Genomic DNA, 15,405 nt, shown 5'->3' with positions numbered 1-15,405 from the left:
GCGATCTCGCGCCCGCCCGTCCGATCAGTGCTGGAGCTCGAGGACCTCGGCGGTCTCCTGGATGATCTTCGGCGTCTTCTTCGGGTCGGACGCCACGAGGGTCCCGTAGTTCGGGATCATGCGCGTGAGGGGCTTCTTCCATCCCGCGATGCGGTGGGGGAAGCAGCGCTCGAGGACGTCGAGCATGATCGGGACCGCCGTGGACGCGCCGGGCGAAGCACCGAGGAGGCCGGCGATGCTGCCGTCCGCGGCCGCGACGACCTCGGTGCCGAACTGCAGGACGCCCCCCTTCTTCGCGTCCTTCTTCATGACCTGGACGCGCTGGCCGGCCGTGACCTGGTACCAGTCCTTCGGGTCGGCCGTGGGCATGAACTCGCGGAGCGCGTCGAACTTCGTCTCCTTCGAGGCGATGAGCTGGCTGACGAGGTACTTGATGAGGCTCAGGTTGTCCTTCGCGACGGCGAGCATCGGGATGATGTTGTGCGGCCGGATCGACGCGAACAGGTCGAGCAGCGAGCCCTTCTTGAGGAAGCGCGGGCTGAAGCCGGCGTAGGGCCCGAAGAGCAGCGAGGTCTCGCCCCCCACCACGCGCGTGTCGAGGTGCGGCACGGACATGGGCGGCGAACCGATGGCCGCCTTGCCGTAGACCTTCGCGCGGTGCTTCGCGACGATCTCGGGGTCGTCCGTGCGGAACCACTCGCCGCTGATGGGGAACCCGCCGAAGCCCTTGATCTCGGGGATGCCCGACTTCTGCAGGAGGGGCAGAGCACCGCCGCCCGCGCCGATGAAGACGAACCTCGCATCCACCTGCACGGTCGAGCGGCCGACGTCGTTGCGGATGCGGAGGTGCCAGCTGCCGTCCGGGTTCTGCGACAGGCCGCGGACCTCGTGGTTGAGGTGCAGGGCAGCGCCGTGCTCCGTGAGGTAGTCGATGAGCTTGTTGGTGAGGGCGCCGAAGTCGACGTCGGTGCCGCCCTCGAAGCGCGTGGCCGCGATGACCTCGTCCTTCTCGCGCTGCAGCACGAGGAGCGGGGCCCAGGAGTGGATGACCGCGGGGTCCTCCGAGTACTCCATCGCCTCGAAGAGGGGATGGGCGCGCAACGCGTCGAAGCGACGGCGGAGGAACTCGGCGTTCTCCGTGCCGCGGACGAACGTCATGTGCGGGGTGGGGTTGATGAACTCCTTGGGCTCCGGCACGGCGCCGGCCGTGACCAGGTGCGCCCAGAACTGGCGGGAGAGCTGGAACTGCTCGTTGATGCGGGTCGCGGACCCGATCTCGATCTTCCCGTCCTTCTCCGGCGTGTAGTTCAGCTCGCAGAGGGCGGCGTGACCCGTTCCCGCGTTGTTCCACGGGTTGCTCGACTCCATGGCGACCTCGCCCAGGCGCTCGAAGATCTGGATGGTCCAGTCGGGTTCGAGCTGCTTGATGAGGGTGCCGAGCGTCGCGCTCATGATCCCGCCACCGACGAGGACGACGTCTACCGGTTCCGCTGATTCGCTCACCGGATCAGTCTACGCCCGCTCCTCGGGGCCCCCTCGGAGCTGCCGGGAGTGGTACGGGAACCCTCACGCGCGCCGGCCGGGCAGGGATCAGCGCCCTGCCGCGACGACCTCGGCGATCTGCACGGCGTTGAGCGCGGCGCCCTTCCGGAGGTTGTCGTTGCTGATGAAGAGGGCGAGGCCACGGCCCTCCGGCGCGCCCTCGTCGGCGCGGATCCGGCCCACGTAGCTGGGGTCGGTGCCGGCGGCCTGGAGAGGCGTGGGGATGTCCGACAGCTCGACGCCGGGCGCGGTCGACAGCAGCTCGACGGCGCGGGCCACGCTCAGCGGCGACGCGAACTCGGCGTTGACCGAGAGCGAGTGGCCGGTGAAGACGGGGACGCGCACGCACGTGCCGCTGACGAGGAGGTCGGGCAGCCCCAGGATCTTGCGGCTCTCGTTGCGGAGCTTCTTCTCCTCGTCGGTCTCGAAGAGGCCGTCGTCGACGATGCTGCCGGCGAGCGGGATCACGTCGAAGGCGATGGGGCGCTGGTACACGGCGGGCTCGGGGAGCTCGACCGCGCGGCCGTCGTGGACGAGGCGGCGGAGCGCCTCCGGGCCCGCGGCGACGGCGGCCTCGGCCTGGCCCGCGAGCTCCTCGGCGCCGACGAGGCCGGATCCGGAGACGGCCTGGTACGTGCTGACCACGAGGCGGGTGAGGCCGGCCTCCTCGTGCAGGACCTTGAGCACCGGCATCGCGGCCATGGTGGTGCAGTTCGGGTTCGCGATGATGCCGCGGCGGGCGTCGCCGATGGCCTCGGGGTTGACCTCGGAGACGACGAGCGGCACCTCGGGGTCCATGCGCCAGGCGCTGGAGTTGTCGATGACGAGCACGCCCGCCTCGGCGAAGCGGGGCGCCTGCGCGCGCGACGTCGTGGCGCCCGCGGAGAAGAGCGCGATGTCGAGGCCCGTGGGATCGGCGGTGGCCGCGTCCTCCACGACGACGTCGCGTCCGGCGAACGGCAGCGTCGTGCCGGCGGAACGCGCCGAGGCGAAGAAGCGGATCTCCGCGATCGGGAACGCGCGCTCCTCGAGGAGGCGGCGCATGACGGCGCCGACCTGGCCGGTGGCGCCGACGACGCCGACGCGGAGGCCGGGGGTCTCCGGGGCGGGGGCGGCGGATCCGGCGGATGCGGTGTCGGTCACGGGTGTCTCCTCCTGCGGTGCGCGGGCGTGCGGGTCGGGCGTGCGGGTCGGGCGTGTGCGGGTCAGCGGCCGGTGCCGGCGTGGACGACGGCGACGTCGTCCGCGTCGAGCCCGAACGCGTGGTGGACGACGCGGACGGCCTCGTCGATGGTGTCGGCGCGGGTGACGACCGAGATGCGGATCTCGCTGGTGGAGATCATCTCGATGTTGATGCCCGCGTCGGACAGCGCCGTGAAGAGCTGCGCCGAGACGCCCGCGTTCGTGCGCATGCCGGCCCCGACGAGCGCGAGCTTGCCGATCTGGTCGTCGTGCTGGAGGCCGGTGAAGCCGACCTCGTCCTTCTCGGCGGCGAGGACCGTGAGGACGCGCTGCGCGTCCGACTTCGGGAGCGTGAACGAGATGTCGGTGAGGCTCGTGGCGGCGGCCGACACGTTCTGCACGATCATGTCGATGTTGGCGCCGGTCTTGGCGACGATGGTGAAGATCTGCGCGGCCTTGCCCGGCACGTCGGGGACGCCGACCACCGTGACCTTGGCCTCGCTGAGGTCGGCGGCGACGCCGACGATGACGGGCTCTTCCACATTCTCTCCATCCGTGGGGTTGTAGACGATGGTGCCCTCGTTGTGCGTGAACGAGGAGCGGACGTGCAGCAGGACGCCGTGCCGTCGGGCGTACTCGACGGCGCGGATGTAGAGGACCTTCGCGCCGGACGCCGCGAGCTCCAGCATCTCCTCGCTCGTGATCCGGTCGATCTTGCGGGCGAGGGGCACGACGCGCGGGTCGGCCGTGAAGATGCCGTCGACGTCGGTGTAGATCTCGCAGACGTCGGCGCCGAGGGCCGCGGCGAGCGCGACCGCCGTGGTGTCGGATCCGCCGCGTCCGAGCGTGGTGATGTCGCCGGTGCCGCGGTTGAAGCCCTGGAAGCCCGCGACGATGGCGATGGCGCCCTCGCCGAGCGCGTCGCGGACGCGGCCGGGCGTGACGTCGACGATGCGGGCGGCGCCGTGCTGGGCGTCGGTGATCATGCCTGCCTGGCTGCCGGTGAACGAGCGCGCGTCGTAGCCCATGCTCTTGATGGCCATGGCGAGCAGTGCCATGGAGATGCGCTCGCCCGCGGTGAGGAGCATGTCGAGCTCGCGCGGCGCGGGGATGGGCGTGACCTCGTGGGCCAGGTCGAGCAGCTCGTCCGTGGAGTCGCCCATGGCGGAGACGGCGACGACCACGTCGTTGCCGGCCTTGCGGGTGGCGACGATGCGCTTCGCGACGCGCTTGATGCTCTCGGCATCGGCCACCGACGATCCGCCGAACTTCTGCACGATGAGGCTCACGGGCGACTCCTGGGGTTCGGGTGGGCGCGGGCGGCCCGGTTCACGATCATATGGGCGCGGCATCGGAGGATCCGCCGCGTGACGCGGTGCGCTCCGGTCACTCCCCCACGAGGCGCCGGCCCTCGAAGGCCCGGCCGAGGGTGACCTCGTCGGCGTACTCGAGGTCGCCGCCGACGGGGAGGCCCGAGGCGAGGCGCGTGACGCGGATGTCGAAGGTGGAGAGCAGCCGCGAGAGGTAGGTGGCGGTCGCCTCGCCCTCCAGGTTCGGATCCGTGGCGATGATGACCTCGGTGACCGTGGCGTCGGCGAGGCGCTGCATGAGCTGTCGGATGCGGAGGTCGTCCGGCCCGATGCCGTCGATGGGGCTGATGGCCCCGCCCAGCACATGGTAGAGCCCGCGGAACTCGCGCGTGCGCTCGATGGCGACGACGTCCTTCGCCTCCTCGACCACGCAGATGGTGGCGGGGCTGCGGCGGGGATCCCGGCAGATGCCGCAGGTCTCCTCCTCGCTGACGTTGCCGCAGATGGCGCAGAAGCGCACCTTGTCGCGGACCACCGTGAGCACCTCGGCCAGGCGCGAGACGTCGAACGTCTCGGTCTGCAGGATGTGGAACGCGATGCGCTGGGCGGACTTCGGGCCGATGCCCGGCAGACGGCCGAGCTCGTCGATGAGCTCCTGGACGATTCCCTCGTACATGCGGCGCTAGTCCTGACCTGTGGGGCGGATGGTGGGGCGGGCCTTGCGCTCGACGGGCTTCTCCTCGATGAAGGTCGCCTGGAGGAGCTCGCGGACGACCGACTCGCCGTAGCGCTGGGGCGCCGCGGACGCAGACGCGGCCGGGGCGGCGGCGGGCGTGTCCGGCCGTGGAGCGGATCCGGAGACGGCGGCGGCGGCGGGCTGCTGCTGCGCGGGGACGGATCGGGCCACGGGCGGGGCCGAGTCCGGAGAGGCACCGCCGGTGGCCCAGCCGGGCTCGGCGGGGCCGAACTCGTCGGGCTCGGGCTCCTCGAAGTCGGGGACGTGCGCGTCGGGCACGACCGACGATCCGCGGGCGGGCGCGCTCGGGGCCGCGGCTCGCGGTGCGGCGGCCGGTGCCGTCGGCGGGACCGCGGGGGCCGCGGGAGCGGACAGCTCGGGGCGGGAGGCGGGCGGCCGGACGGACCGGGCCTCTGATACGCCGGGATCGGAGGTGGGGATGGCCACGGTGGCCCAGCCGCCGCCTGCGGGGGTGGTCTTCGCGGGCGGTGCCTTCGCCGCTGGGGCCGTCACCGCGGGTGACGACGCCGCGGTCGACGCCGACGGGCTGGTCGGAGCGGACGTCGCGGTGGCGCTCCCGCCCTTCGATCGCGTGCCGTTCGACGTGCCGGGGGACGCCGCCGGTCGGGAGGCCTCGGGCGCGGTCGACGCGGATCCGCCGCCGGTGGGAGCGGGCGTGCCGGTGGGAGCCCCGGTGCCCCCGTGCGGCTCGACGCGGGCGATGAACTTCACGCGGATGCCGAGCACGTCGAGGATGGCGGTGCGCAGGATGTCGCTGACGCCCTGGCCGGGAGCGCCGCGCTCCTTGAACCTCTCCGCGTCGTTCGCGCTGACGAAGGACAGCGTGAGCACGTCGCCCGCGAGGGCGCGCGGCGTAGCCGTGACGGCGACGAGCCAGGCGCTGCGCTTGGCCTTCTCGACCGCCTCGACGACCGACGGCCAGGAGTCGCGCAGCTGCTCGAAGGTGACGGGGCCGACGGGCGCGGCGGATGCGGCGGATGCGGCGGATGCGGTCGCCGGCGGCACCTCCGCCGACGGCGCGCTCGTGCCGGACGAGGACGTGGAGGGCTCCTCGGGAGCGGATGCGGCCGATGCCGACGTGCCGGTCTCCGTGGGCTTCGTCTTGGGGGCCGGATCCGCAGCCGCGACCGGTGCGGGCGTGGCGACGGGAGCAGGCGTGGCGACGGGAGCAGGCGTGGCGACAGGCGCGGGAGCCGCTGCGGGCGCGGCAGCGGGCGTCGTGACGGGCGCGACCGCGGCGGGCGCCGGATCCGCCCCCGCGTCGGCCACGCCGACCCGGCGCTCGAGGCGCTCGACCCGCGCGAGGGCGCCGCGGTGCGTGTCGTCGCTCGCGGGCACGAGCACGCGCGCGACCAGGAGCTCGAGGTGGAGGCGCGGCGAGGTCGCGCCGGTCATCTCGGTGAGGGCGGCGTTGACCACGTCGGCGGCGCGCGACAGCTCGACGGCGCCGAAGGCGACGGCCTGCGCGCGCATGCGCTCGAGCTCGTCCTCCGGGGTGCCGCGCAGCACGGCGGCGGCGCCCTCGGCGGATGTGGCGCCCACGATGATGAGGTCGCGCAGCCGCTCGAGCAGGTCCTCCACGAAGCGGCGCGGATCCTGGCCGGTCTGGATGACCCGGTCCACCCCTGCGAACGCCGCGGCCGCGTCGTGCCGGGCGACCGCGTCGATGACCTCGTCGAGCAGCGCCGCGTGCGTGTAGCCGAGGAGGGCGACGGCGCGCTCGTACTCCACGCTCTCGTCCTCCGACCCGGCGATGAGCTGGTCGAGCAGGGAGAGGGTGTCGCGCACCGATCCGCCGCCGGCACGGACCACGAGCGGCAGCACGCCGGGCGCCACCTGCACGCTCTCCTCGCGGGACAGGTGCTCCACGTAGTCGAGCATCTGCGAGGGCGGCACGAGCCGGAACGGGTAGTGGTGCGTGCGGGAGCGGATGGTGCCGATGACCTTGTCGGGCTCGGTGGTGGCGAAGATGAACTTCACGTGCTCCGGCGGCTCCTCCACGATCTTCAGCAGCGCGTTGAAGCCCTGCGGCGTGACCATGTGCGCCTCGTCGAGGATGAAGATCTTGTAGCGGTCGCGCGCCGGGGCGAACACCGCGCGCTCGCGGATGTCGCGCGCGTCGTCGACGCCGTTGTGGCTCGCGGCGTCGATCTCGACCACGTCGAGGGATCCGCTGCCGTCCCGGCTGAGCTCGACGCAGCTGGGGCAGACGCCGCACGGGGTGTCGGTGGGGCCCTCGGCGCAGTTGAGGCAGCGCGCGAGGATGCGGGCCGACGTGGTCTTGCCGCATCCGCGCGGGCCGCTGAACAGGTACGCGTGGTTGACGCGGTTGGTGCGGAGGGCGGTGCGCAGCGGATCCGTCACCTGCGTCTGGCCGATGAGCTCGGCGAAGTTCTCTGGCCGGTAACGGCGATACAGGGCGGTGACCACGGTCCCGAGGATACCGGGCACCCCCGACCGTCCGGCCGCCCGCGGCGTCACGCCTCGGCCGGCACCTCCGCTGCCGGTGCTGGGGAGGAGCGACGCGCGTGCGCCGCCCGGATCCGGTCCGGCCTGTCCTCGCTCCAGCGCCCGATCAGCGCCCGCCCCTCGCGCCAGGTCGCGTCCCGGATGAAGAGGAAGTCGAGCGCGATCATCGCGAGCGAGAACGGCCAGAGTCCGAGCAGGAGCCCGATCATCAGGTGCATGCCGGTGATGGCGACGAGCGCGACGATCCGCGTCGGACGCCACAGGATGAGGAGCGGGAAGAGGCCCTGGAAGGTCACGGCGACGAAGCTCGCGACCACGATGCCGAGGCTCGACTGCACGAGGAGGTCGTTCAGCCACGGCCAGGGGCGGTAGCCGTCGAGGATGAGCGAGTAGTAGGTCGCGGTCCCGTCGCGCCACTCCGCGCCCTGCAGCTTGAGGAGGGCCGAGTTCACGTAGACGAGCATGATCTGGTAGGCGCAGAGCACCAGCGCGGTGTTGTGCAGGAGCACGGGGACCAGCCGCGGGATGCGGTCGATCTGCGCACGGGCGACCTGCACGAGGCCGACCGGAGCCCGGCCCGCGGTCCCGACAGCCGGCGTGACCGCCGCCCGCCTACGCCGTGCGGCGTCCATGGAGAAGTGCCGCGAGAGGTCGGCGAAGAGCGCGAAGAACAGCACGAGCCGCAGGACGGTGTCGCCCCCGTTCGTGAGCAGCGTGCTGTTCGTGGACAGGCCGACCCAGAAGACCAGGAGGAACGGCGTCACGATGCGCGTGCGCCAGCCGAGCGTGAAGAGGGCGGCCAGCACCACGAGGAGCAGGTAGGCCAGGTCGAAGAGCGTCGCGTCGGTCTTGGAGAACAGGCCCGTGAACAGGGGCAGCCACCCGCGGCGCGTGGACTCCGGGTCGATGAAGCGGGCGCCGACGCCCCAGAGGTAGTGGCGGTCGCTGAAGCACGTCACGAGCACCATGAGGATCACGGCGCCGATCGTGATGCGGAAGGCCGCGAAGCTGTACGTCGCGTGCTCGCGCTCCGTCATCCACGTCGCGATGCCGCGCGGCCAGCCTCGCGGGTCGCGGAGCGCGGTCAGGAGCTCGCGGTCCTGGAGCATCTGCCGGAGGCGGGCGGCGCGGACGCCGGACGCCCGGCGCGCGACGGCACCGCGGGGTCGTGACGACGCGTTGCGGGGATGGTGGCGACCGGTCCAGGATCCCGCGGCCGGCGCCTTCGGCTTCGTGGACGTCGTCGCGGTGGTCGCCTTCGCCGGCTTCTTCGCGGAGGCGGTCGTGCTCGCGCGCCCCGCCGGGGTGCTCTCGGCCGTCGACCGGTCGGGCTCGTGCTGATCCGCGCTCATCGTCCGTACCTCTCCATGACTCCCTGGTAGACGCTGAGCGCCTGCGGATCGATGATGTCGTCCGCCTCCCGCCATCCGAACGGGAGCACGTTCTGGCTGAACTGCTGCGTGGCGTCGTCCCGGTGCGCGAAGTCGTTGGGCCTGTCGGTCACGACCCGCCAGCGCACGCGCTCGATGTCGCGGCCGAACCAGGCGGTCGCCCAGTAGGTCGTGAACTCCTTCATCACGTAGTCCGCTCGGAGCAGCCGGATCACGCGGCCCTGGCTGCCCTCGTCCAGCGCGGTGAGCTGCTCGATGAGGGACGTGTCCGACTTCGCGGCGAAGCCCGAGTCGGTGTCCGCGCGGCGGATGAAGGTGTCCTGCACGATGGCCTTCTGCTCCGGCGTGAGGGTCTGGAACCGCTCGGTGTACGTCTTGAGCAGGTTGGCGCTCTGCTTCACCGTGCGGGATCCTTGCAGCGTCCCCTCCCCCGCGGCGTACTCGACGCCGGTGATGTCGGCCCAGTCGCTCTTGACCAGGGTCCCGGACGCGTCCCGCCACTGCGCCTGCATCTCGAGGTGGCGGTTGGTCTTCTGGATGGAGGGGGCGAACACGTTCCACTGCTGGCTGAAGTAGGGGCGCGCGGCGGCCGTGAGCGCGCGGGTGGCGTCGCCCTGCGGCACCACCATGAGGATCGAGGTGGCGACGTAGATCGCGATGGCGGCGGCGGCGACGGCCGTCCCGATGCGCGCGCCGCGGGTGAGGCCGGGGGGCGTGGACGGGCGCGTCGTGCCCGTGGGGGACGACGGCGCGTCGCCCGGGGCGCCGGTCTCGTGGTCGTCGGGATGCTCGTCCGCGGGATCCGCGGGATCCGCGGGGTCCGCGGGATCCTCGGGATCCGGCTGCTGCGGGGAGGCGGTGGCCTCCTCGAGATCCGCCTCCGCGTCGTGCTCGTGCTTCGTGTCGGTCATCTGCGCCGTCCCCTTCGTGCGTCGGGTGGGTCTCGGGTCGTGCCGGTCGTGCAGGTCGTGCGGGTCGTGCAGGTCACGCGCTCGAGCTGATCGAGTGGAGCGGGGCGGACGTCCCGGCAGGATCTGCCGGGACGCCCGCCCCTTCCGTGTTCAGTGCCGGAGCATCACACCCGACGGCTGCGGCTGCGGTGCAGGGCACCGGCGCCGGTCAGCATCATCAGGAGCGCGATCCCGCCGAGCAGCAGCAGCCCGTCGGCGTCGCCGCCCGTCACCGGGAGGATCCCGCCGCCGTAACCGCCTCCGCCGAGCACCGGGCCCGGCTGGCCGGCCGGGACCGTCGCGGCGACCACCTGGAACTGCGTGAGCATCTCGTCGGCCGGGCCGGATTCCGTACCCGTCACCGTGACCGAGTGCGCTCCGAGCTCGAAGTCGGCACCGACCGGGAAGGTGAAGGTCGCCCGCCCGTCCGCGTCCGCGATCTTCGGCTCCAGCGGCATCGGCGTGGAGTTGACCGTCGCCAGGATCGTCTCGCCAGGAGTGAAGTTCTCGGCGGTCACCTCCTGGACGACGCCCGTCCCGCGGACGATCACCGGAAGGGAGACGGTCGCCCGGGTGGGAGCGTCCGAGCCGTCCGTGGATCCATCGCTGGCGTCGCTGGCATCGGCGCCGGCCGCGTCGGAGGCGTCAGCCCCAGCAGCATCCGTCGCATCCGTACCGGCAGCGTCCGAAGCGTCAGCCCCAGCAGCATCCGTCGCATCCGTACCGGCCGCGTCCGAAGCGTCAGCCCCAGCAGCATCCATCGCATCCGTACCGGCAGCGTCCGAAGCGTCAGCCCCAGCAGCATCCGTCGCATCCGTTCCAGCAGCATCCGAAGCGTCAGTCCCGGCAGCGTCCGTTCCGGCAGCGTCCGTACCAGCCGCGTCAGTTCCAGCAGCGTCCGTCCCGGCCGCGTCAGTCCCGGCAGCATCCGTACCAGCCGCGTCCGTACCAGCCGCGTCCGTACCAGCAGCGTCCGTACCAGCAGCGTCCGTACCAGCAGCGTCCGTACCAGCAGCGTCCGTACCAGCAGCGTCCGTACCAGCAGCGTCCGTACCAGCAGCGTCCGTACCAGCAGCGTCCGTACCAGCCGCGTCAGTCCCGGCAGCATCCGTACCAGCCGCATCCGTACCAGCCGCATCCGTACCAGCCGCGTCAGTTCCGGCAGCGTCGGTTCCGGCAGCGTCAGTCCCGGCAGCGTCAGTTCCAGCAGCGTCGGTTCCGGCAGCGTCGGTTCCGGCAGCGTCCGTACCGGCAGCGTCCGTACCAGCCGCGTCAGTCCCGGCAGCGTCCGTACCAGCCGCGTCAGTCCCGGCAGCGTCCGTACCAGCCGCGTCAGTCCCGGCAGCGTCCGTACCAGCCGCGTCCGCACCGGCAGCATCCGTACCAGCCGCATCCGTACCAGCCGCGTCAGTTCCAGCAGCGTCGGTTCCGGCAGCGTCAGTCCCGGCAGCGTCAGTTCCAGCAGCGTCGGTTCCGGCAGCGTCGGTTCCGGCAGCGTCCGTACCAGCCGCATCCGTACCAGCCGCGTCAGTCCCGGCAGCGTCGGTTCCGGCAGCGTCCGTTCCGGCCGCATCCGTACCAGCCGCGTCAGTCCCGGCAGCGTCGGTTCCGGCAGCGTCCGTACCAGCCGCGTCCGTACCGGCAGCGTCCGTTCCAGCAGCGTCGGTTCCGGCCGCGTCGGTTCCGGCAGCGTCCGTCCCAGCAGCGTCCGTACCAGCCGCGTCCGTCCCAGCAGCGTCGGTTCCGGCAGCGTCGGTTCCGGCAGCGTCCGTACCGGCAGCGTCCGTTCCAGCAGCGTCGGTTCCGGCAGCGTCGGTTCCGGCAGCGTCCGTACCAGCAGCGTCCGTACCAGCCGCGTCCGTCCCAGCCGCGTCCGTCCCAGCAGCGTCCGTACCGGCAGCGTCAGTCCCGGCAGCGTCCGTCCCAGCAGCGTCAGTCCCGGCAGCGTCGGTCCCGGCAGCGTCGGTCCCAGCAGCGTCAGTTCCGGCGGCATCCGTTCCAGCCGCGTCGGTTCCGGCAGCGTCCGCTCCAGCCGCATCCGTTCCGGCAGCGTCTGTCCCAGCAGCGTCCGTACCAGCCGCGTCAGTGCCAGCCGCGTCAGTGCCAGCCGCGTCCGTACCAGCCGCGTCCGTACCAGCCGCGTCCGTACCAGCCGCGTCAGTCCCAGCCGCATCCGTTCCAGCCGCGTCCGTCCCAGCCGCATCCGCACCAGCCGCGTCCGCGCCGCCGTCGACATCCACGGCAGCGGTTGCGTCGGTGCCGCCGTCAGCAGCGCCGGCGGTGACGGTGAAGGTCACAGGGTCGGCGGATCCTGCCGCTGCGCCGCCGATCGTCTGGGTGGCGGTGGCGGTGTAGGAGCCGACGGGGACGCCCGTGAAGGTGGCCTCGTAGGTGCCGTCGTCGCCCACCTCGACCTCGATGGGCGTACGCCCGGTGATCGTGACCGTGACGGTCCCGATCGGGTCGGCCCGGCCGGAGACGGTCACGTCGACCCCGGTCGCGCCGGTGGGCAGCGTGTACTCCTGGCCGGCGGTCGGCGCCGTGATGGTCACCGGAGCGCCGATGGTGAAGGTCACGGTGTCGGATCCCACCGGCTGCCCGCCGATGGTCTGGGTGACGGTGGCCGTGTAGGTGCCCGCCGGGAGGGCAGGCGGCGTCAGCGTGAAGCCACCGTCGTCGTCCACCTCCACGGGGCCCGTCGTGGTGCCGCCGACGGTCAGCGTGACGGTCGCGGCCGGGTCGGCCGTTCCCGTCACCGGGACGACGACCGTCGTGGTGCCGGCGGCCAGCGGGATGAAGTCGCCGGGCTCGGGCGTCTCGATGACGACCTGCTCGATCCCTGCGATCTGGACGGTGAAGGAGGCGGTGTCCGAGCCGGCGGGCGCGCCGCCGATGGACTGCGTGACGGTCACGTCGTACGACGCGGCCGTCAGGCCGGTGAACGTCGTCTCGAAGCGGCCGTCGTCCCCGACGACCTGCGTGACGTCGTCGCGTCCCGGGAGGGAGATGACCACCGTGGCACGGGGATCCGCGCTGCCGTTCACGATCACGTCGGTCGTGGTGCCGCCCGCGGGGATCGTGAACGTCTGTCCGTTGGTCGGCGTGTCGATGACCACGTCCTCGGCGGGCGCGCCGACCACGAAGGTCACCATGTCCGTCCCCACCGCGACTCCGCCGATCGTCTGCGTCGCCGTGGCCGTGTAGGTGCCCACGGGCAGGTTCGGGAACAGGACGTCGAAGCGGCCGTTCGTGACCGTCGTGTCCGTCTGGGACGTCCGTCCGGGGATCGTCACCGTCACGGAGGCGCGGGGGTCCGCGGATCCGGTCACGGGGACGTCAGCGGTCGGGTTCGGCCCGGTCCCGCTGCTCGGGATCTCCTGGTCGTCGGTGGGCGAGTCGATCGCGATCCCCACTGCCGGGGCGCCCACCGTGAAGGTGACCGTCTCGGTTCCGCGGACCACGCCGTCGATCGACTGGGTGGCCGTCGCCGTGTACGTGCCGACCGGGAGGTCGGCGAAGACCACGTCGTAGCGGCCGTCCGTGCCGACCAGCTCGGTCTGCGCGGTCTGGCCGGGGATCGAGACGGTCACGGAGGCGCGGACGTCCGCTGCGCCCTCGACGGGCACGTCGACAGTCGGGTCCGTCGCGGTGGTCAGGAAGACCTGGCCAGCGGTGGGCGTCGTGATCGTGATGCCGGTGGCGGCCGGGGCGACGGTGAAGGTCACCGTCGCCGAGCCCGCGGCCTGGCCGTCGATCGTCTGGGTGACCGTGGCCGTGTACGTGCCCGCCGGGAGGGCGGGGGGCGTGAGCGTGTAGGCGTTCCCGGGGCCGACCGGCTGCGGGCCGACCGTCTGGCCGCCGACGGTCAGCGTGACCTCGGCATCCGGGTCGGCGGTGCCGGTGACGGGCACCACGACGGTCGTCTGCCCGGCGGGCAGCTCGATCACCTGGTTCGGCGTCGGGGTCGTGATGGTCACGTCGTCGGCGACGGGGGCCGGCACGGCACGCACGGTCGAGCGGGCCAGGTCGACGGTCGGCCCGCCGTTCCCGAGCAGCCGCACGCGGAGGGCGGTCACCGACGAGGATCCGGCGTCGACGCCGTCCTCGTCGATGAAGGCGTCCGGCGCCTGCTCGTTGACCGTGAGGCGCACCACCTGGTCGACGACCGGGAAGGCCGGGGCGAGCGCGGTGATGACCCCCGTGCTGACGCCGGTCAGCGCGGTGCCGATGGCCGGCAGCAGGTCGGTGTCGGCGTTGGAGCCGAGGAGCCCGGTCACGAGGTCGTCGAACAGCGGCGCGAGGGTCGTCAGGTTGACCGTGAGACCGATCAGGTTGGTCCGGGCGAGGCTGATCGTGGGCGCCGTGCCCGTCGTGCCGCCGAGGAGGCGGTCGAGCGACAGGTTGACGTCCACGCCGAGCGTGCCGGCGTTGGCATTGAGCAGCCCCGTCGTGAGCGGCGCGGTGACCGCGACGTTCACCGTGGTGGAGGTGCGGAGCGCGGTCACCAGGCGGTTCGGCAGCACCTCCGTGAAGATGTTCGTGATCGCGGAGTCGACGACGCCCGCGAGCAGCTCCGATGACAGGACCGAGGTGCCGGCCGGGCGGTCGTTGAGCGCCTGGATCCGGTCGAGGTCGACCGTGATCGTGCCGGCCGAGACGTCGATCGAGACCGTCCCGTCGGCGTTGGTGAGGGGCTGCGCGAGCGCGGCGTTCACCACGGCTGCCGTGTTGACGTTCGCCGTGGCGACGACGGTGGGGGTGCCGACCCGCAGGACGCTCGTGACGAGGTTCTCCCCGAGGATGCCCTCGAGGAGCGGCCCCGTGGCGGCCGAGACGTCGACCGATCCGGCGATGCCGGGCGCGATCCCGTTCACGGCCGTGGTGAGCCGCGAGCTGATCTGCGCGACGAGCGGGCTCGTGAGCACGGCCTCGGCCGACGCGATGTCGTAGTCCGAGGCGGGCGTCCCCGTGCCCGTCGAGGTGACGGTGGAGGAGATGGCGCCGAAGCGCAGCGAGAGGTCGGAGAGGGTGTTCTGCGCACCGATCGAGGCGATGGTGGAGCCGAGGTCGATGACCGTCTGCTGTCCGCCGCCGCCGGCGCCGACCGTGATGGCGCCGCTGTCCGAGACGGCTCCTGCCGCGCCCGTGGCGCCGGCCGGTCCCGCGGACGCGTATTGCTGGAGCACGCCGGCCGATGCGGCCTGGTCCAGGTCGAGGAGGGAGCCGAGGGTGACGCCAGCGGAGAGCTGCGCGTTCGCGAGCCCGTTCAGGACGTCCACGTCCAGGGGCGCGTCCTCCACCTGCGCGGCGGTGTCGCCGGGTCCGTAGGAGGTGTACGCGCCATCGAGGGCGATCACCTGCGGGACGTTCGTCAGGGTCAGGAATCGGCCCTCAGCTTCCGCCGTGTCCCCCGGTTCGGCGTTCGCGGGCGCGGTGCCCCCGAATGCGACGATCGCCGCGGCGAGCCCGAAGGCCGTCGCGGTCGCCAGCCTGCTTCTGCGGCTGGGCATGTGTAGTGCCATCTGCGTTCCCCTCGATTGCATGGCCGGCCGCGCTCGTGGACGCGGCCGTGCGTCACCACGGGGCGGCCCCCACCACTCCCACGGTCTTATGAGGCTTTCATCCGGTCGCGGAGCGGACAACACTGCGGGGCACTGGTCTGCCCGTGCGCAGAGCACGCACTCGCTTCAGTAGGCATCCCAGTAGCCCTACTGACCGCGCGGACCAGGGCACGACGACGCGAGGCCCGCGATCCGAGTGGATCGCGGGCCTCGCGGAGCGTGCGGGGAGAGCGGAGGGCGCGG

Annotated in this window: 8 protein-coding genes; all 8 read right to left on the bottom strand. The window is 72.4% G+C overall.

The genetic code is table 11. From position 1 onward, the window contains the following. Positions 1 to 24: 24 nt before the first annotated feature. Complete coding sequence (locus tag FGD68_RS06600; RefSeq protein ID WP_119373245.1) at positions 25 to 1,503, bottom strand: malate:quinone oxidoreductase; 1,479 nt, start codon at positions 1,501 to 1,503, stop codon at positions 25 to 27. 87 nt (positions 1,504 to 1,590) lie between these two features. Then, positions 1,591 to 2,685, bottom strand: a complete 1,095-nt coding sequence (locus FGD68_RS06595) for an aspartate-semialdehyde dehydrogenase (RefSeq protein ID WP_119373246.1) — start codon at positions 2,683 to 2,685, stop codon at positions 1,591 to 1,593. 62 nt (positions 2,686 to 2,747) lie between these two features. Then, a complete protein-coding gene (locus FGD68_RS06590; protein ID WP_012037587.1) occupies positions 2,748 to 4,013 on the bottom strand; it encodes an aspartate kinase in 1,266 nt (421 codons plus the stop codon). A 97-nt stretch (positions 4,014 to 4,110) separates the two neighbouring features. Further along, positions 4,111 to 4,710 (bottom strand): recombination mediator RecR, encoded by a 600-nt coding sequence (recR, locus tag FGD68_RS06585; protein ID WP_012297640.1) that lies wholly within the window; start codon positions 4,708 to 4,710, stop codon positions 4,111 to 4,113. A 6-nt stretch (positions 4,711 to 4,716) separates the two neighbouring features. Then, positions 4,717 to 7,221 (bottom strand): DNA polymerase III subunit gamma and tau, encoded by a 2,505-nt coding sequence (locus FGD68_RS06580; RefSeq protein ID WP_237609930.1) that lies wholly within the window; start codon positions 7,219 to 7,221, stop codon positions 4,717 to 4,719. A 47-nt stretch (positions 7,222 to 7,268) separates the two neighbouring features. Next, positions 7,269 to 8,612, bottom strand: coding sequence for an HTTM domain-containing protein (locus FGD68_RS06575; RefSeq protein WP_119372488.1), 1,344 nt, complete (start codon positions 8,610 to 8,612; stop codon positions 7,269 to 7,271). Further along, positions 8,609 to 9,562 (bottom strand): DUF5819 family protein, encoded by a 954-nt coding sequence (locus FGD68_RS06570; protein ID WP_119372489.1) that lies wholly within the window; start codon positions 9,560 to 9,562, stop codon positions 8,609 to 8,611. The genes FGD68_RS06575 and FGD68_RS06570 overlap by 4 nt, the downstream gene beginning before the upstream one ends. Positions 9,563 to 9,726: 164 nt before the next feature. Continuing rightward, on the bottom strand, positions 9,727 to 15,111 hold the full coding sequence (locus tag FGD68_RS06565; RefSeq protein ID WP_237609929.1) for a sortase: 5,385 nt from the start codon (positions 15,109 to 15,111) through the stop codon (positions 9,727 to 9,729). Between the last annotated feature and the right edge of the window lie 294 nt (positions 15,112 to 15,405).

Source organism: Clavibacter californiensis (assembly GCF_021952865.1).
Classification (GTDB): Bacteria; Actinomycetota; Actinomycetes; order Actinomycetales; family Microbacteriaceae; genus Clavibacter; species Clavibacter californiensis.
The sequence above is the reverse complement of the archived record's forward strand: the minus strand, read 5'-3'. Positions and strand labels throughout refer to the sequence as shown.